Source organism: Roseomonas sp. F4 (assembly GCF_053891155.1).
Map to the genome: position 1 here is coordinate 173,342 of NZ_JBSSHK010000001.1, position 16,734 is coordinate 190,075.

The following is a 16,734-nucleotide window of genomic DNA, read 5'->3' on the forward strand; positions in this document are numbered from 1 at the left end:
CGACTCACTCCGGCCGGATGGTGGTGGCGATGGTATATTCGGCCGGATGCGCCGGCATGGTCAGGCCCCGCCGCAGCGCCCAGGACGCCTTCTGGAAATACAGCGGAATCACCGACAGGTCGGCGATCGCCATCTCACTGGCCTGGGCCGTCAGGTCGCGCCGCCGGGCCGGGTCCATTTCCCCCCGTACCTGATCCAGCACCGCATCCAGCGTGGGGTTGGCATAGCGCAGGTAATTGAAGTTGCCGGCGCCGCGCCCGGCATCGAAGCTCGCCGCCAGCCCGGCGATCTGCCGCCCCGCATCGCCATAGACGGTGGCGAGGCCGGCCAGCGCCAGCGAGGCCTCCTGACGGGCGAGGCGCGGGATGAAGACGGCGAAGGGCTCGGCCTGGACCTCGGTGCGGATGCCGATGCGGGTGAACATCTGCGCCACGGTCTGCAACACTGCCCGGTCGTTCACATAGCGGTTGTTCGGCCCGGCCAGCACCAGACGCAAACCCCGCGGCCAGCCCGCTTCCGCCAGCAGGCGCCGGGCCGCGGCGGGGTCCGCCGCATCCGGGCGCAGGCTGTCGGAGGTGCCGAAGAAGCCATCCGGCAGGAATTGGCCGGCCGGCACGGCCTGGCCTTCCATGATCCGCTCGGCCAGCGCCTGGCGGTCGATCGCCAGGCTCATCGCCCGGCGCACCCGCAGGTCGCGCAGCGGGTTGCGATCCAGCGCCTCGCCATCCGGCCCGCTGACCTGTGGCGAGATCTGCCGCGCGGTGTCGGGTTGCAGATAGATCAGCCGGGTCGAGACGCCGGAGACGAGGGTGAAGCGCTGGTCGGCGCGGATGCGCGGCAGATCGGAGGTGGGCACCTGTTCGATGACATCCAGGTCGCCCGCCAGCAGCCCCGCGGTCCGCGCGGCATTGCCGGAGACCGCCCGGAAGGTCGCGCGCGCCCAGGGTGCCGGCGCCTCGGCCAGCGGGTTGCGCTCGATCACCCAATGCTCGCCCGGCGTCCAGGCGACGAAGCGGAAGGGGCCGCTGCCGATGCCGGCGCCGGTGGCGAAGGCATTGCTTGGCTTGCCTTCCGCGGCGCGGCGCGAAACCACGGCCACGGCGGCCAGGTTCTGCAGCAGGATCGGGTCTGGCTGCGCCGTGCGCAGCCGCAGGGTGCGCGCATCGACCACCGTGATCTCGGCAATGCTGCGCACATGCACCGCGAGCGAGGAGGGGCTGTTCGTCACCAGCGGCGGGCGGCGCAGGGAAAAGGCGACATCCTCGGCGGTCACGGGCGTGCCATCGGAAAAGCGCGCGCCCTCCCGCAGGGTGAATTCCCAGCTCGTCGGGTCCAGCAGCTTCCAGCTTTCGGCCAGCGCCGGCACGCTGTCGCCGGTGTCGGACAGCCCGACCAGCGGTTCATAGATGTGGCGCCACAGCGCATTGTTGGGGCTGGCCGACTGGAAATGCGGATCGGCCGAGGTGATCTCGGAGGAGACGCCGAGGCGCAGCTCCTGCGCAGTGGCGGGGAGGGAGGCGAACAGGACCAGCAGGGCGGCGGCATGGCGTCGCATGGGGGTACTCCGGCTTGGGTTCGCCGTGGCTGGATTTCCTGCGGCCAAACTGCGCGGCCCGCTTGGCTTAGGCAAACCAGTTGTTATGACCCCCAGCCTCAGCTTTAATGGGCCTGCATGCGCCGCCAATTGCCCCCGCTGAATGCCCTTCGCGCCTTTGAGGCTGCTGCGCGGCTGGGTGGCTTCGCCGCGGCGGCGGGCGAGCTGGCGGTCACGGCCGGGGCGATCAGCCGGCATGTCCAGCTGCTGGAAGCCGGGCTGGGCCGCAAATTGTTCGAGCGCGGTCCCCGGTCCCTGACCCTGACGGCCGATGGCCGCGCCCTGGTGCCGGTGCTGACGGAGGCGCTGGACAGCATGGAAGCCGGCATCGCCCGCGCCCTGTCACCCCGGCCGCGCGCCCAGCTTTCGGTCTTTGCGCAGACCTCCTTCGCCATTGGCTGGATGCTGCCAAGGCTGCCCCGCCTGCATCGCGAGCAGCCCGAGCTGGAACTGCGCCTGTCCACCGGGATCGACACGCCGGAGTTGCGCGGCGTGGCGCCGGTGCCGGATGCCGCCATTCTGCATGGTCGTGGCCCCTGGCCCGATCTGGCCACGCATCTGTTGTTTCCGGACCGGCTGGTGCCGGTCTGCGCGCCGGCCTGGCTGGCCGCGCGCGACCTGGCGGAGCCCCGGCAACTGGCCCGCGAAACGCTGCTGGTCTCCGACACCGCGCCCGGCGACTGGGAGGAGTGGTTCGCCCATGCCGGGCTGCGCGCGCTGCGGCCGGAGCGCCCCTTGCGCTTCGGCTCCTCCCTGCTGCCGCCACAGGCGGCGATGCATGGGCTGGGTGTCGCTTTGGCGGATATCGGGCTGGTGCAGCCGGAGCTGGATTCGGGACGGCTGGTGAACCCGGTGCCCATGGTGCCGCCCTTGCGGCGCGGCACCGGCTGGCACCTGGCGCATCTGCCGGGCCGGGCCGGGGACGCGCCGCTGGCCGCCCTGCGCGACTGGCTGCTGCGGGAGGCCGGCGCACTGGCACAGCCTCATCCGGCACAGCCCGAGGCATCCTGAGGCCCAGCGCCAGGAAAGCTGCTTCTGGAACAGGTGCCGCGTAAGCGCTTTGCTGCGCGCACGATGAACCTCCTCCCCGACACCTATTTCGCCCAAACCCTGTTCAGGCAGATCCACGAGGCCACCGCCCATCCGGCCGGCGGCGTCACCCGCGAGGCCTACGGGCCGGGCGAGGCCATGGCGCATGGCCTGCTGCGCGATGCCGGCCTGGCGATCGGCCTTGCGACCCGCACCGATCCCGCCGGCAATCTCTATCTCCGGCTGGCCGGGCGCGATCCCGCGGCAAAACGCCTGCTCATCGGCAGCCATCTCGACAGCGTGCCGCAGGGTGGCGACTACGACGGTGTCGCCGGCGTGCTGGCCGGGCTGGCGGTGGTGGCTGGCATGCAGCGGGCCGGCTTCGTGCCGCCGCGCGATATCGAGGTGATGGCGATCCGCGCCGAGGAAGCCGGCGCCTGGTTTCCCTTCGGCTGCCCCGGCTCCCGCGCCGCCGTGGGCCAGTTTCCCGCGGAGGCGCTGGATGTGCGTCGGATGGATGCGCCGATCACCCTGGGCCAAGCGATGCGCGAGGCGGGCTTCGATCCCGACTGGTGCGCCGCCGGCGGCGTCGAGATCAGTGCCGAAAACACCGCCGCCTTCATCGAGCTGCATATCGAACAGGGGCCGGTGCTGGAGGCGGAGGGCCTGCCCCTGGCCATCGTCACCGGCATACCGGGCAGCCGCCGCCACCGTTTCGCGCGGGTGATCGGCGAATGGAACCACTCCGGCGCCACGCCGCGCCGCTATCGCCACGATGCCGCCGCCGCCCTGGCGGAGCTGGCCTATCGGCTGGAGCAGGAATGGGTGGCGCTGGAGGCTGCGGGGCGTGAGCTGGTCTGCACCTTCTGCGTCATGGCGACCACGGCGCAGGCCGGCTTCACCAAGATTGCCGGCGAGGCCGAGTTCAAGCTCGATGTCCGCAGCGTGGACCAGCAGGCGCTCGACCTGCTGTTCGCGGCGCTGCACCGCCTGGTCGCGGAGATCGCGGCCCGGCGCGGCGTGCGCTTCGAACTGGGGCCGGAGAGTTCCGGCGCGCCGACGCCGCTCGATCCGGGCCTGATGGCGGCGCTGGAACATGCGGCGCGGGACCTCGGCATTGCGCATCGTCGCATGCCGAGCGGGGGCGGCCACGATGCCTCGGCCTTCGCCAAGGCCGGCATACCCTCCGCCATGCTGTTCATCCGCAACCAGCATGGCAGCCACAATCCGGATGAGGCGATGCGGATGGAGGATTTCGACGCGGCCTGCCAGGTGCTGATGCGCCTCGCCGCAAGTGCCGAGATTCTCTGAACGCGCCTACCGCCCCTTCTCCATCAGCGGGCGCATGGCTTCCAGGCTCTCGACGACATGGCCGAGATGTTCGCGCAGCAGCGTCGCGGCCTCCGCCTGGCGCTTCTGCTGCAACAGGTCGAGAATCGCCAGATGCTCCTCCGCCTGGCGCCAGAAGCGCCGGCGATCGACCAGGGAACGATAGACCAGCAGCCGGCGGATTCGATTCACCCGTTGCAGCGCCTCCAGGAAAAACGGGTTGCCGGAGGCGCCGACAATCGCCTCATGGAAGCGCACGCCACGTTCATACAGCGCATCGGCGGTCGCGGTCTCGATGCCGCCGGCCAGCATGTGCTGCTCCACCAGGCGTAGCCGCGTTACCGTCGCGGGCTCCAGGTGATAGCCGGGCTCCATCAGGCTCGCCGGTTCGATCGCCTGGCGCAGGCGATAGGTCTGGCCCATGGCATCCGGCGTGGTCAGGACGGAGGAAAAGCGCCAGCCATAGCCGGGCCGACGTTCCGCCCAGCCCTCGGCGGCGATCCGGTCCAGCAACTGCGCCAGCGCGCCCTTGCTCAGGCCATAGCGTTCCCGCATCGCGGCTTCGGAAATGCTGTCGGGCAGGCGACCTGACAGACGATCCTCGGCGATCGCGAAATAGGTGGCGTTGAGTCCCTGTGGCGGCGCAGCGGCGCCCGCCAGCCGCGCCACGGCATCGGCGGCGACGAAAAAGCCGCGTCGCGGCTCCGCCACCACCACGCCCTGGCTCGCCAGATGCCGCAGCGCCTGGGCGACCGGAAAGCGGGAGACACCGTAGCGGTCCGCCAGCGGCTGGGTCGCCAGATGCAGGCCAGCCGGCAGCGCGCCCGCAGCGATGTCGCCGGCAATGCTCGCGGCAAGCTCGGCGGCGGTCCCACGCGGCGGGCTGGCATCGGGCATGGCGGGTCTCCAGCAGAAAGGCAGAGAGGGAAGCATTGCATTTTAGGCGATTATTATGCAATTTAGGCGGGACAGCCCCTGGGAGGGAGCGAATGACGATAGCAGAAGCGCCCCTGGTGCGCCTGACCGGCGCCTTCACGCCCTGCCTGCGGGTGGACCTGCCGGCCGCGGCGGGGGCCAGCCTGCCGAGCCTTCCCTGGTGCCACCGGGTGCTGCTGGAAAACCTGCTGCGCCAACCCGATCCGGAGGTCGCCCGCGCCGGCCGCGCGGCGATCCTCGCCTGGCCCGCGATTGGGCGCAGCGAGGCGGAAATTCCCTTCGTGCCGCGCCGCATCCTGATGCACGACACCACCTGCGGCCCGGCCCTGGCCGATATCGCGGCGATGCGGGATGCCCTGGCGGAAGCAGGCGGCGATCCCTCGCGGCTGAACCCGCTCTGCCCGGTCGAAACATCGGTGGATCACTCCGTGGCCATCGACGTGTCCGGCGTGCCGGATGCCCTGGCGCGGAACATGGCGCGCGAGTTCGAGCGCAATGGCGAGCGCTACCGCTTCATGAAATGGGCCGCCGGCGCGCTGCACGGCTTTCGTGTCTTCCCGCCCGGCACTGGCATCCTGCACACCATCAACTTGGAACGCCTCGCCACGGTCGTCTCCGTGGAGGATGGCATCGCCATCCCGGACACGCTGGTCGGCACCGACAGCCACACGCCGATGGTCAATGGTCTCGGCGTGCTCGGCTGGGGCGTCGGCGGCATCGAGGCGGAGGGCGTTATGTTCGGCGTGCCGCTGTCGCTGCGCCTGCCGGATGTGTTCGGCGTGCGGCTGACGGGCGCGCTGCCGGAGGGCGTGCTGGCGACCGATCTGGCGCTGGTGGTGACGGAGCGGCTGCGCCGTGCGGGCGTCGCCGGCCAGTTCGTCGAATTCTTCGGCCCCGGCATCGCCAGCCTCTCCGCCGGGGAACGCGCCGTGGTGGCCAATATGGCGCCCGAATATGGCGCGACCACCGGCTGCTTCCCGATCGATGCGCGCACCCTAGCCTATCTGCGCGACAATGGCCGCGAAGCCGCGCAATGCGCGCTGATCGAGGCCTATGCCCGCGCCCAGGGCCTCTGGTACGCGCCGGATGCGGCGCCGCGCTATACCGAGACCATCGAGATCTACCTCGCCAGCCTGCGCCCCAGCCTGGCTGGTCCGCGGCGCCCGCAGGACCGCATGGAGGCCGGGGCGGTCGCGACGGCGCTGGCGGGCCTGCCGCCGGGCGATGGCAGCCTGCCGGCGGATGCGGTGGCGCTGGCGGCCATCACCTCCTGCACCAATACCACCGATCTCGGCCTGCTGGTCGCCGCCGGGCTGCTGGCGCGCAAGGCGCGCGCGCTCGGCCTGAAGCCGGCGCCCTGGGTGAAGACCTCGCTCGCGCCCGGATCGCCGGCGGCGGCGCTGCGCCTGAAGCGGGCGGGGCTGCTGGAGGATCTGGAGGCGCTGGGTTTTGGCATCGCCGCCTATGGCTGCACCACCTGCATCGGCAATGCCGGGCCGCTGCTGCCGGTGATGGCGACGGCGGTGGAGGCCGGGCTGCGACCCGTCGCCGTGCTCTCCGGCAACCGCAATTTCCCGGGCCGCGTGCATGCGCAGATCGAACAGGCGCTGCTGGCCTCGCCGCCGCTGGTGATCGCCTTCGCGCTGGCCGGACGGGCGGGGATCGATGTGACGCGGGATGCGCTCGGCACCGGGCCGGATGGCGCGCCGGTGCATCTGGCGCAACTCTGGCCCAGCCAGGCGGAGGTGCAGGCGCTGCTCGCCGTCGCCAATGACCCGGGGGATGCCGCGAGCGCCCATGCCGAGGCCGAGGCTTCCGGCCCCTGGGCGGCGCTGGAGGCGCCCTCCGGCGCGCGCTTTCCCTGGGACCCCGCCTCCACCTATCTGCGCCGGCCGCCCTTCGTCGACTTCGGCACGGAGGCCACGCCTGCCTATCTTGCGCATCCTCTGCTGGTGCTGGGCGATGACGTGACCACCGACCACATCTCCCCGGCCGGCGCGATTCCGCCGCGCAGCGATGCCGCCGCCTGGCTGCTGGAGCGGGGGGGGGATGCGCGGGACCTCAATGTCTATGCCGCCCGCCGCGGGAATTGGGAGGTGATGCTGCGCGGGCTTTTCACCAACCGCACCTTGGTGAACCACCTGGCCCCCGGCGCGCCGCCCGGCCATACGCGGATCGGCGAGGAGACGCTGCCAGTGTGGCAGGCCGCCGCGCGATACGCTGCCGCCGGCGATCCGGTGGTGGTGGTGGCCGGGGAGCGCTACGGCGCCGGCTCCTCTCGCGACTGGGCCGCCAAGGGGCTGCGTCTGCTCGGCGTCCGCGCCGTGATCGCGGCGAGCTTCGAGCGCATCCACCGCGCCAATCTGATCGGCATGGGCATCCTGCCGCTGCGCCTGCCGCAGGGATGGGATGCGGTGGGGCTGGCGCTGCGGCCCGGCGACCGCATCGAGGTGTTGGCGGACCCCACACGGCTCGCGCCCCGCGCGCCGGTGACGCTGCGCCTGCACCGCGCCGATGGCACCACGGAGACCGGCGAGGCGATGGCCTTGCTGGAAACGGCGCTGGACGTCGCCCTGATCCGGGGCGGCGGCATCATTCCGGAAATCCTGCGCAGGGCTTTGCAACCCCGCAGCCAGGACAACAAGCAAAGGGAAACCAAGTCATGCTGACACGTCGTCTTTTTGGGGCTGCCGCCGCGGCGGGCTTGCTCGCATCCCGTTCGGCCCTGGCGCAGGGCGGCTTTCCCGATCGGCCGCTGCGCATGCTGGTGGGCTATCCGCCGGGCGGCGGCGTGGACATCTTCGCCCGTCTGATCGGCGAGCAGATGCGCCCCGCGCTCGGCCAGCCTGTGGTGGTGGAGAACCGCCCCGGCGCCAGCGCGATGATCGCCGCCAATGCGGTCGCCCGCGCCGCGCCGGATGGCTATTCGCTGCTGATGGCGGCAGCCGGCGAGATCGCGGTGAATCCCTCGCTCTACAAGGACCGCATGTCCTACGACCCGGCGCGCGAACTCGCGCCGATCGCCCTGGCCGGGACCATCCCCTGCCTGGTGGTGGTGCCGGCCTCGCTCGCGGTGCGCACGCCGGCCGAGCTGATCGCCTACTGCAAGGCCAATCGCGGCAAGCTCAGCTTCTCCTCCTCCGGCATCGGCAATCCGCAGCAGCTGGCTGGCGAGTTGATGAACTTCATGGCCGGCACCGATGTGCTGCACGTGCCCTATCGCGGCTCCGCCCCGGCCGTCACCGATGTCGCCGCCGGCCGCGTGACGATGAGCTTCAGCAGCCTCGGCGCCGCCTTGCCGCTGATCCAGGCCGGGCAGATTCGGGCCGTCGCCGTCACCTCGCGGGACCGCATGCCGCAGCTGCCCGAGGTGGCACCGCTGGCCGAGGCGCCGGGCATGGCGGGCTATGAGCTGATCAACTGGTTCGGGACGTTCTGCCCGGCCGGCGTCCCGGCGCCGATCCAGGCGCGGATCGCGGAAGCCGCCGCGGCCGCCATCGCTGATCCCACCTTGGCGGCCAAGCTGGTCGAACAGGGCGCCATCCCCCGCCCGATGACGCAGGACCAGATGCGTAGCTTCGTGGCGGATGAGACGCAGAAATTCGCGGAGATCATCACGCGCGCCAATATCTCCGTCGAAGGCTGAGCGCGATGTACCGGATCGACATCCTGGTGCAGGGTTTTCCCGGCAAATCCGTCTGCCATGGCGGACTGGGCTGGAGCACCATCGCCCTGCTGCGGTCGGAAACGCGGACGATCCTGATCGACGTCGGCGCCTTCGGGGTGCGCAAGCACCTGGCGAAGCAGTTGGCCGATCATGGCGTGGCGCCGGAGGACGTCACCGACGTCGTGCTGACCCATGCGCATTACGACCATTCGGTGAACTTCACCCTGTTCCCGAAGGCAGCGCTGTGGATCGGTGCAGTCGAGCTGGACTGGGCGGTGGCCCAGCCACCCGGCTTTGACCCGTTGCCGGAACTTTATGTGCAAGCGCTGGCGCGCGACCCGCGCCTGCGCCGCATCGCGGCGGGGGAGGAATTCCTGCCCGGCCTGACCGCGCATCTCGCCCCTGGCCACACGCCCGGCTGCCTGATCTTCCACCTGACCAGCAATCCCTTGCCGGTGATCTTCACCGGCGATGCGGCGAAGAACCGGGCGGAGCTGATCTCGGGCAAGACCGACATGACCTATGACGAGGCGGTCAGCGAGGCCTCCATCGCCATGATCTGGGAGCTGTGGCGTCGCGTGCCTGGCACGCTGCTGATCCCCGGCCACGATCTGAGCCTGCGGCTGGACGAGGCGGGGCGCCCGCAATTCGTGGGCGAGCGGCGCGCCGGCATCACCGCTTGGTTCGCCGAGGACCTGGAACATCCGACCCACTTCAAACTGATCTGCGAGGCGGTATGACCGAGACCACCCTTCCGGAAGCCGAGCTTCTGGCACTGGCGACGCAGGCCCTCACGCAAGGCGGCATGCGCCAGGACGACGCTGCCCTGACCGCCCAGGTGCTGGTGCTGGCCGATCTGTTCGGCGTGCGCACGCATGGCATCAGCCGCGTGCCGCAATATCTCGACCGGGTCGTGGTCGGCGGCATCGATGCGCAAGCGGATATCCAGGTGGCGCGCATGGCGCCGGGCCTGTCCATGGTCGATGGCCGCAACGGCATCGGCCCGCTGATCGGCATGCGGGCGCTGGAGGCCGCGATGACCAGCGCGCGGGAGGTCGGCATCGGCGCCGCCTTCGCCCGTGGCAGCAACCATTTCGGGCCGATCCTGCCCTATGCGTATCTGGCGGCCGAGCAAGGCTTCGCCAGCATCATCGCCAGCAACGCCACCACCACCATCGCCCCCTGGGGCGGCAAGGATACGCGCGTCGGCAACAACCCGATGGGGATCGGCGTGCCGAACCCGGGCGGCGATCCGATCATCCTGGATATCGCGCTGAGCGTTGCGGCGCGGGCCAAGATCCGCAAGCTGCTGCAGCAGGGCGAGACGATGCCTGAAGGCTGGGCCACGGATGCGGATGGCAAGCCCACTACGGACCCGAAGAAGGGGCTGGAAGGCTTCCTGCTGCCGGTCGGCGGCCATAAGGGCTACGGTCTGGCCGTGATGGTCGACCTGCTGGCCGGCCTGCTCTCCGGCGCCGCCTACCTCACCCATGTGCAGGCCTGGGACAAGAATCCGGGCGCGGCCCAGAATCTCGGCCATGTCTTCATTCTGATCGACACCAGCAAGCTCGCCACGCCCGAATTGCTGCGGGAACGGATGAATGACTTCGTCGGCATCCTGCACAGCACGCCGGCCGCCGATCCCGCCGCGCCGGTGATGGCGCCCGGAGACCGGGAGATGGCATCCCTGCATCGCCAGCGCCGGGATGGCGTGGTGGTGGCGACGGCGGATCTGGAGCAGGTACGCCAGCGCGCCGGGGCCTGAGACCCGGCGGCGGGTCCCGCTTGAAAGACGACTGACGACATCCATCTACCATCCACATGGATGGTGGATGGATGGTTTCGATGGTCGGCAATGTGCATGAACTCCGGCCCAAGGCCGGCGGCGATACCGAGAAAATCACCATCAACCTGGGCTATGTCGACCTCGGCCATGTCGACCTGCTGGTCCAGGACGGCTTCTATTCGAACCGCACCGATTTCATCCGCACCGCGATCCGCAACCAGATCGAGCGGCATGCGGACGCCGCCCGACAATCCGTCGCCCGCAAAAGCCTGGACCTCGGGCTGCGGCATTTCAGCCGCGCCGATCTGGAGGCCGCCCGCGCGGCGGGGCAGCGGCTGGATATCCGGGTGCTGGGCCTTGCCAGCATCGCGACGGATGTCACGCCGGAACTGGCCCAGGCGACGATCGCCTCGATCTCCGTTCTCGGCGCGCTCCAGGCCAGCGCCGCGGTGAAGGCCGCACTCGCCGACCGCATGCGCTGAACCCCCGTCCCCGCGAAGGGACGGCCAACCTCCGACTCCACCCCCACCGGCATTCCACAACGGATTGCGGAACGCGGCCGCTTGCGCCCGGCCGGCCCATCCCGCAGCGAAGGCATCCAGATGAACGCGATCCCGAACCCCATGATCGAGGCCACCCGCCTCACCCGCGAAGGCAAGCTGACCGAGGCCACCGCGCTGTTGCAGCGGCTGCTGCGCGGCGAGGCGCCGGCGGAGACCATCCCGTCGAAGGCCTCCGCACCGGCGGCCGGGCGCCAGCCCCGCCTGTTCGAGGTCGACCCCGAGACGGGCGCGGCCTCGCCCCCTCCCACCCAGAGCCCGCGCCGGGCGGCGGCCGGGCCGGGCACGAGCTGGATGCGCGGCCCCAGGCCGGCGGCGGCCCAGCCGCTGCCCGACGGCGCCCGCTTCCTGGCGGGGTCCTTTGGCAATGAGGCCGGGCAGCGCGGCTACAAGCTCTATATCCCGTCCGGCTATCGGGGCGCGGCGATGCCGCTGCTGGTCATGTTGCACGGCTGCACCCAGTCGCCCGACGACTTCGCCGCCGGCACGCGCATGAACGAGTTGGCTGAGGCGCAGGGCTGCCTGGTCGTCTATCCGGGCCAGACGCAATCGGCCAATGCCCAGAAATGCTGGAACTGGTTCAGCCCCGCCGACCAGCGGCGGGACCAGGGCGAGCCCGCGCTGATCGCCGGCATCACCCGCCAGGTCATGCGCGACCATGCGATCGACCCGAGCCGGGTCTATGTCGCCGGGCTTTCCGCGGGCGGCGCCGCGGCGGCCATCATGGCCCAGGCCTATCCGGATCTCTATGCGGCGGCCGGGGTCCATTCCGGGCTGGCCTGCGGCGCGGCGCGGGACATGCCATCCGCCTTCGCGGCGATGCGCCAAGGTGCGGCGGTATCGGGGCCGGCCAACCCGGGCACCGTCCCGACCATCGTCTTCCATGCGGACCAGGACCCGACGGTGCACCCCCGCAACGGCGACCAGGTCATCGCCCAATCCGCCGGGGCCGGCACCCTGCGCACCGAATTGCTGCGCGGGGAGGTGCCGGGCGGCCATGCCTATAGCCGCACCATCCATCGCGATACGGAGGGCCAGCCGCTGCATGAGCAATGGCTGGTCCATGGCGGCGGTCATGCCTGGTCCGGCGGCAGCCCCGCCGGATCCTATACCGATCCGCGCGGACCCGATGCGTCGCGCGAAATGCTCCGTTTCTTCCTGGAGCATCCGCGCCGCCCCCAGGCGTGACGATCAGGCGACCGCCGCGCCGCGTTCTTCGTCAGCTATGGTCCGGCGGATCGCCGGGCCTCTTCCGCAGCCCGTCCAGGAACACATCGAGCAGGCGCATCGCCTGCGCCTGCCAGCCCGGCCCCTCCTGCAGGTAGCAGAGCCCGACCACCGTCCGAAGCAGATCCTCCGGGCTGATATCCGCCCGGACCTCGCCGGCCGCGGCCGCCGGGTGCAGCAGCATCCCGATCGCCTCGTTCAGCCGGCTGGTGGTGAAGGCCATCAGCTCCGGCGGCTTGTGCGCGGACAAGGCAAGGGTCGCGGCCATGCCCTTCTTGGTCGCGACGAGCTGCACCAGCGCTTCCAGCAGGCGGCGCAGCCCCTCCAGGTGCCGCGCCGACGCGGCAAGCTCCCGGCCCAGTTCCCACAACTGCTCCACCTCGCGCCGGTAGACCGCCTCATAGAGCGCCTCGCGGGTCGGGAAGTGCCGGTAAAGCGTGCCGATGCCCACGCCGGCCTGCCGTGCCACGGCCGCGAGCCCCGCTTCGGTGCCGCCCTGGCTGAACACGATCTTCGCCGCCTCCAACACCCGTTCGCGGTTGCGGATGGAATCGGCCCGCGGCTTGCGCTCGCGCTGGCCTGCCTCGTCGGTCATGGGTGACCTGGATCTCCTCAAAAATAAAACGGAGGGGCGCTCCGCCTGCGCCTTGCAAGCGGAGGCGCCCTCCGTATATGACCTCGCGACGGCCCGGCGGGTAGCCCCCGCACCCGCCTGAATCCCGTGCCGGCCAAACCTAGGTGGCTCTGGCCGGCCGGCCTACCCCCGAAACCGCCCTCATCGGAGGCTCCGCATGAGCTTGTCGGTCACTCTCACCGTGAACCGTGTCCCCCATCGGGTCGACATCGACGATCCCCGTGTCACCATTCTTGACCTGCTGCGGGAGCGGCTGGACCTTACCGGCACCAAGAAGGGCTGCGATCGCGGCCAGTGCGGCGCCTGCACCATCCTGCTCAACGGGCGCCGCGTGAATGCCTGCCTGGCGTTGGCGATCAGCCATGACGGGGCGGAGATCCTGACCATCGAGGGCCTGGCGGAGGGTGGCGTGCTGCACCCGGTGCAGGCCTCCTTCATCGCCCATGACGCCTTCCAATGCGGCTTCTGCACCCCCGGCCAGATCATGAGCGCCATCGGCCTGATCGGCGAAGGCCAGGCCGGCGACGATCCCGAAAGGGTGCGGGAGGGCATGAGCGGCAATCTCTGCCGCTGCGGTGCCTATCGCGGGATCACGGAGGCGGTGGTCGAGGCCACGCAGATCATGACCCATGACAGCCAGGAGAAGGCCGCATGAACCGCTTCGAATATCTGCGGCCGCGCAGCGTCGCGGAGGCCGTCGCCGCCGCCGCGATCCCGGGCAGCGCCTATCTCGCCGCCGGTACCAATCTGCTCGACCTGATGAAGCTCGGCGTCGCGCGGCCGGACCGGCTGATCGACCTGAACCACCTTCCGGAGCTCGACATCATCGAGCAACTGCCGAATGGCGATGTGCGGATCGGCGCGCAGGTGCGCAATGCCGACCTGGCGCAGGACCCCGACTTCCGGCAGCGCTTTCCCTCGGTGGCGGAGGCGCTGCTCTCCGGCGCCTCGGCGCAGCTGCGCAATGCGGCGACGGTCGGGGGCAACCTGCTGCAACGCACGCGCTGCGCCTATTTCCAGGACACTGCCAGCGCCTGCAACCGCCGTGAAGCCGGCAGCGGCTGCGATGCGCGGGATGGCGAGAATCGCCTGCATGCGGTGATGGGCTGGAGCGAGCACTGCATCGCGACCCATCCCTCCGATTTCTGCGTGCCGCTCGTGGCGCTCGGCGCCGTGGTGGAGCTGGAAGGGCCGGAGGGCCGGCGCGAGATGGCGCTGGCTGACTTCCATCTGCTGCCCGGCAACACGCCGGAGCGGGAGAGCGCGCTGACACGCGGCGAACTTGTGGTCGCACTGCGCCTGCCGGCGGCGGCGGCCGCCTTCGCCGCCCATGCGCGCTACGTCAAACTGCGCGAACGCACCTCCTACGCCTTCGCCGTGGTCTCGGCCGCCGCCGCGCTGCGGTTGGAGGACGGCCTGATTGTCGAGGCGCGGCTGGCGCTTGGCGGTGTCGCCGCCAAGCCCTGGCGCGCATTGGCCGCGGAAGCGGCGCTGGCCGGTGCCACACCGGATGCCGCGGCGTTCCGGCGCGCGGCGGAGATCGCGCTGGAGGAGGCGCGGCCCTCCGGCGACAACGCCTTCAAGATCGAGCTGGCGCGCCGCATCGCGGTGCGCGCGCTGACGCTCGCAGCCGCCGGCACGCCGGCGCGTCTGCCGGCGCTGCCGGGCTCTCCCTTCGCCCCCACCCATGGAGGTCTCCATGTCTGACACCCACCGCATGCGACATGGCTCCAGCATCGGCCAGCCGATCACACGCCGCGACGGTGCGCTGAAGGTCACGGGCCAGGCCCGCTTCGCCGCCGACAACCATCCGGCGGGGATGCTCTATGCGGTGGTCGCCAGCAGCCGCATCGCCCGCGGGCGCGTCGCCTTCCTCGACGTCGCGGCCGCGCTTGCGCATCCCGGCGTGGTGGAGGTGATGACGCCGGACAATCGCCCCGCTTTGGCCCAGGACCCGGACGACAAATCCGTGCCCTTCTCCTTCAAGCTGGACCTGCTGCAGAACGACCGCGTGCGCTATGCGGGGCAGCCCATCGCCGTGGTGGTGGCCGAGACGCTGGAGGCCGCGACGGAAGGCGCCGCGCTGCTATCCCCGCGCTATGAAGCCGAGCCTGTCCAGGTGACGCTGGATGCGCCCGAAACCTACGTGCCGGAAACGGTCGGCGTCGGCGCGCCGGCGGAGGTGCGGCATGGCGATGTCGAGGGTGGGCTGGCGGCGGCGGCGCATCGGATCGAGGCGACCTATGAGACGCCGATGCAGTTCCACAATGCGATGGAGCCGCATGGCGTTGTGGCAAGCTGGGATGGCGAGGCGCTGTCGCTCGACATGCCGACGCAGGGCTTCGCCCTGACACAGATGCGCCTGGCCGCGCTGTTGGGCATTCCGATGGAGGGCATCGATATCCGCAGCCCCTTCATCGGTGGCGGCTTCGGCTCGAAGCTGCTGGCCGGGCCGCAGGTGCTTGGCATGCTCGCGGCGCGGATGGTCGGACGGCCGGTGAAGCTGGTGCTGACGCGGGCGCAGATGTACGGCCCCGTCACCCATCGCTCGGCGACGCGCCAGACCCTGCGGCTCGGCGCCGCGTCCGACGGCGCGCTGACCGCCATCCATCATCATCTGCGCACCGCGACGAGCCGCTTCGATGATTTCCTGGAACCCGCCGGTTCCGCCTCGCAGGGCCTCTATGCGGCGCCGGCGATCGCGACGACCAGCGAGGCGGTGCGGTTGGACACCGGCACGCCGGGCTTCATGCGCGCCCCGGGCGAGGCGAGCGGCAGCATCGCGCTGGAAAGCGCGATGGATGAGTTGGCGCAGGCCTGCGGCATGGATCCGCTGGACTTCCGGTTGAAGAACTACGCCGAGGTCGAGCCGATCTCGAACAAGCCCTTCTCCTCCAAGGCGCTGCGCGAATGCTATGCGGCGGGTGCGAAACGCTTCGGCTGGCAGGGCCGCCCGCTGGCGCCGCGCCAGATGCGGGATGAGAACGGGTTGCTGGTCGGCTGGGGCATGGGCACCGCCACCTTTCCGGCGCTGATCTTCCAGGGCGAGGCCCGCGCCGTGTTGCGACGCGACGGCAGCGCGCTGATGGAAGCCGGCACGCATGACATGGGGCAGGGGGCCTGGACGGCCTTCGCGCAGATCGCGGCCGACAGCCTCGGGCTTGATGTCGAGAAGCTAGAGTTTCGCGGCGGCCGCTCCGACCTGCCGAATGCCGGCATCGCGGGTGGCTCCGCGCATACCGCCACGGCGGGCAGCGCCATCCATGCGGCTGGCGAGCAGGCGATCGCGCGGCTGACGGAACTGGCGGTGGCGGACCCCCGCTCCCCGCTGTTCGGCGCGGGCAATGTCGGCGTGGTGCCGCGCGCTGGCCGGCTGGTCCGCTGGGACGATGCCAGCCGTAGCGAGGCCTATGCCGACATCCTGGCGCGGGCCGGGCTCGACATGGTGGAGGGGCGTGGCCGCGCGGCGGCGGACCCGACCGCGGCGGAGCATTACGCCATGCACGCGCATGGCGCGGTCTTCGCCGAGGTGAAGGTGGACCCCGAACTCGGCCAGATCCGCGTGACCCGGCTGGTCGGCGCCTTTGCCGCGGGCCGGATCATCAATCCGCGGATGGTGCGCAGCCAGTATTATGGCGGCATGATCTGGGGCGTCTCCTTCGCGCTGCACGAACGCGCCGCGATGGACCCCCGCACGGGGCGGGTGATGAATGCCGATTTCGCCGAATACCACATTCCGGTGAACGCGGACGTGCCTTCGCTTGAGGCGATCCTCGTCGAGGAGGAGGACCCCCATGTTAACGCGCTCGGCGTCAAGGGTGTTGGGGAGATCGGCATCACCGGCACCGCCGGCGCCATTGCCAATGCGGTCTGGCACGCGACGGGCGTAAGGGTGCGCCAGTTTCCGATCGCGCTCGAGCAGATCGGCCTGGCGGGAGAAAGTGTCTAGTCACGCGTCGGTCCCGGACGGCG

The 16,734-nt window shown here is 70.7% G+C and carries 14 protein-coding genes; 11 read left to right on the forward strand and 3 right to left on the reverse strand.

Annotated elements, in window-relative coordinates; all coding sequences use genetic code 11:
* Positions 1–4 precede the first annotated feature (4 nt).
* Positions 5–1,555, reverse strand: coding sequence for an ABC transporter substrate-binding protein (locus tag ACVFYP_RS00845; protein ID WP_499198222.1), 1,551 nt, complete (start codon positions 1,553–1,555; stop codon positions 5–7).
* Between the two features lie 117 nt (positions 1,556–1,672).
* Here ACVFYP_RS00845 and ACVFYP_RS00850 point away from each other — a divergent pair, with 117 nt between their 5' ends.
* Positions 1,673–2,605 (forward strand): LysR substrate-binding domain-containing protein, encoded by a 933-nt coding sequence (locus ACVFYP_RS00850; protein WP_499198223.1) that lies wholly within the window; start codon positions 1,673–1,675, stop codon positions 2,603–2,605.
* Positions 2,606–2,668: 63 nt separating this feature from the next.
* Positions 2,669–3,934: a Zn-dependent hydrolase gene (locus ACVFYP_RS00855; protein WP_499198224.1), complete on the forward strand. Its 1,266-nt coding sequence runs from the start codon at positions 2,669–2,671 to the stop codon at positions 3,932–3,934.
* 6 nt (positions 3,935–3,940) lie between these two features.
* Here ACVFYP_RS00855 and ACVFYP_RS00860 read toward each other — a convergent pair whose 3' ends face one another.
* Positions 3,941–4,849, reverse strand: coding sequence for a GntR family transcriptional regulator (locus tag ACVFYP_RS00860; protein WP_499198225.1), 909 nt, complete (start codon positions 4,847–4,849; stop codon positions 3,941–3,943).
* 92 nt (positions 4,850–4,941) lie between these two features.
* Here ACVFYP_RS00860 and acnA point away from each other — a divergent pair, with 92 nt between their 5' ends.
* From acnA to ACVFYP_RS00890, 6 genes are all read left to right on the forward strand, one after another.
* Positions 4,942–7,557: an aconitate hydratase AcnA gene (gene acnA / locus ACVFYP_RS00865; RefSeq protein WP_499198226.1), complete on the forward strand. Its 2,616-nt coding sequence runs from the start codon at positions 4,942–4,944 to the stop codon at positions 7,555–7,557.
* Positions 7,551–8,534: a tripartite tricarboxylate transporter substrate-binding protein gene (locus ACVFYP_RS00870; protein WP_499198227.1), complete on the forward strand. Its 984-nt coding sequence runs from the start codon at positions 7,551–7,553 to the stop codon at positions 8,532–8,534. Before acnA ends, ACVFYP_RS00870 begins: the two co-directional genes overlap by 7 nt.
* Positions 8,535–8,539: 5 nt before the next feature.
* On the forward strand, positions 8,540–9,295 hold the full coding sequence (locus tag ACVFYP_RS00875) for an MBL fold metallo-hydrolase (protein ID WP_499198228.1): 756 nt from the start codon (positions 8,540–8,542) through the stop codon (positions 9,293–9,295).
* Complete coding sequence (locus ACVFYP_RS00880; protein ID WP_499198229.1) at positions 9,292–10,320, forward strand: Ldh family oxidoreductase; 1,029 nt, start codon at positions 9,292–9,294, stop codon at positions 10,318–10,320. Before ACVFYP_RS00875 ends, ACVFYP_RS00880 begins: the two co-directional genes overlap by 4 nt.
* Positions 10,321–10,391: 71 nt before the next feature.
* Entirely contained in the window at positions 10,392–10,823 is a 432-nt protein-coding gene (locus ACVFYP_RS00885) for a CopG family transcriptional regulator (protein ID WP_499198230.1), read from the forward strand.
* 120 nt (positions 10,824–10,943) lie between these two features.
* Positions 10,944–12,089, forward strand: coding sequence for an extracellular catalytic domain type 1 short-chain-length polyhydroxyalkanoate depolymerase (locus ACVFYP_RS00890; protein WP_499198231.1), 1,146 nt, complete (start codon positions 10,944–10,946; stop codon positions 12,087–12,089).
* Positions 12,090–12,120: 31 nt separating this feature from the next.
* Here the strand turns inward: ACVFYP_RS00890 and ACVFYP_RS00895 are convergent, their stop codons facing one another.
* The gene (locus ACVFYP_RS00895; RefSeq protein WP_499198232.1) at positions 12,121–12,723 is read right to left on the reverse strand and encodes a TetR/AcrR family transcriptional regulator; all 603 of its coding nucleotides are present in this window, start codon (positions 12,721–12,723) and stop codon (positions 12,121–12,123) included.
* Between the two features lie 196 nt (positions 12,724–12,919).
* On the opposite strand from ACVFYP_RS00895, the gene ACVFYP_RS00900 reads away from it, so the two are divergent.
* Genes ACVFYP_RS00900 through ACVFYP_RS00910 form a run of 3 tightly spaced genes read left to right on the forward strand, consistent with a single transcriptional unit; the run spans position 12,920 to position 16,711 of the window.
* On the forward strand, positions 12,920–13,417 hold the full coding sequence (locus ACVFYP_RS00900) for a (2Fe-2S)-binding protein (protein ID WP_499198233.1): 498 nt from the start codon (positions 12,920–12,922) through the stop codon (positions 13,415–13,417).
* Positions 13,414–14,469, forward strand: a complete 1,056-nt coding sequence (locus tag ACVFYP_RS00905; RefSeq protein ID WP_499198234.1) for an FAD binding domain-containing protein — start codon at positions 13,414–13,416, stop codon at positions 14,467–14,469. The genes ACVFYP_RS00900 and ACVFYP_RS00905 overlap by 4 nt, the downstream gene beginning before the upstream one ends.
* Complete coding sequence (locus ACVFYP_RS00910) at positions 14,462–16,711, forward strand: xanthine dehydrogenase family protein molybdopterin-binding subunit (RefSeq protein ID WP_499198235.1); 2,250 nt, start codon at positions 14,462–14,464, stop codon at positions 16,709–16,711. The genes ACVFYP_RS00905 and ACVFYP_RS00910 overlap by 8 nt, the downstream gene beginning before the upstream one ends.
* Positions 16,712–16,734: the final 23 nt, after the last annotated feature.

Excerpts from the sequence above, each read along its gene's own strand:
- ACVFYP_RS00885 (WP_499198230.1), top strand. The coding sequence starts at position 10,392 with ATGGTTTCGATGGTCGGCAATGTGCATGAACTCCGGCCCAAGGCCGGC.
- ACVFYP_RS00875 (WP_499198228.1), top strand. The coding sequence starts at position 8,540 with ATGTACCGGATCGACATCCTGGTGCAGGGTTTTCCCGGCAAATCCGTC.
- ACVFYP_RS00905 (WP_499198234.1), top strand. The coding sequence starts at position 13,414 with ATGAACCGCTTCGAATATCTGCGGCCGCGCAGCGTCGCGGAGGCCGTC.
- ACVFYP_RS00910 (WP_499198235.1), top strand. The coding sequence starts at position 14,462 with ATGTCTGACACCCACCGCATGCGACATGGCTCCAGCATCGGCCAGCCG.
- ACVFYP_RS00860 (WP_499198225.1), bottom strand. The coding sequence starts at position 4,849 with ATGCCCGATGCCAGCCCGCCGCGTGGGACCGCCGCCGAGCTTGCCGCG.
- ACVFYP_RS00880 (WP_499198229.1), top strand. The coding sequence starts at position 9,292 with ATGACCGAGACCACCCTTCCGGAAGCCGAGCTTCTGGCACTGGCGACG.
- ACVFYP_RS00855 (WP_499198224.1), top strand. The coding sequence starts at position 2,669 with ATGAACCTCCTCCCCGACACCTATTTCGCCCAAACCCTGTTCAGGCAG.
- ACVFYP_RS00890 (WP_499198231.1), top strand. The coding sequence starts at position 10,944 with ATGAACGCGATCCCGAACCCCATGATCGAGGCCACCCGCCTCACCCGC.
- ACVFYP_RS00895 (WP_499198232.1), bottom strand. The coding sequence starts at position 12,723 with ATGACCGACGAGGCAGGCCAGCGCGAGCGCAAGCCGCGGGCCGATTCC.
- ACVFYP_RS00845 (WP_499198222.1), bottom strand. The coding sequence starts at position 1,555 with ATGCGACGCCATGCCGCCGCCCTGCTGGTCCTGTTCGCCTCCCTCCCC.
- ACVFYP_RS00870 (WP_499198227.1), top strand. The coding sequence starts at position 7,551 with ATGCTGACACGTCGTCTTTTTGGGGCTGCCGCCGCGGCGGGCTTGCTC.
- acnA (WP_499198226.1), top strand. The coding sequence starts at position 4,942 with ATGACGATAGCAGAAGCGCCCCTGGTGCGCCTGACCGGCGCCTTCACG.
- ACVFYP_RS00850 (WP_499198223.1), top strand. The coding sequence starts at position 1,673 with ATGCGCCGCCAATTGCCCCCGCTGAATGCCCTTCGCGCCTTTGAGGCT.
- ACVFYP_RS00900 (WP_499198233.1), top strand. The coding sequence starts at position 12,920 with ATGAGCTTGTCGGTCACTCTCACCGTGAACCGTGTCCCCCATCGGGTC.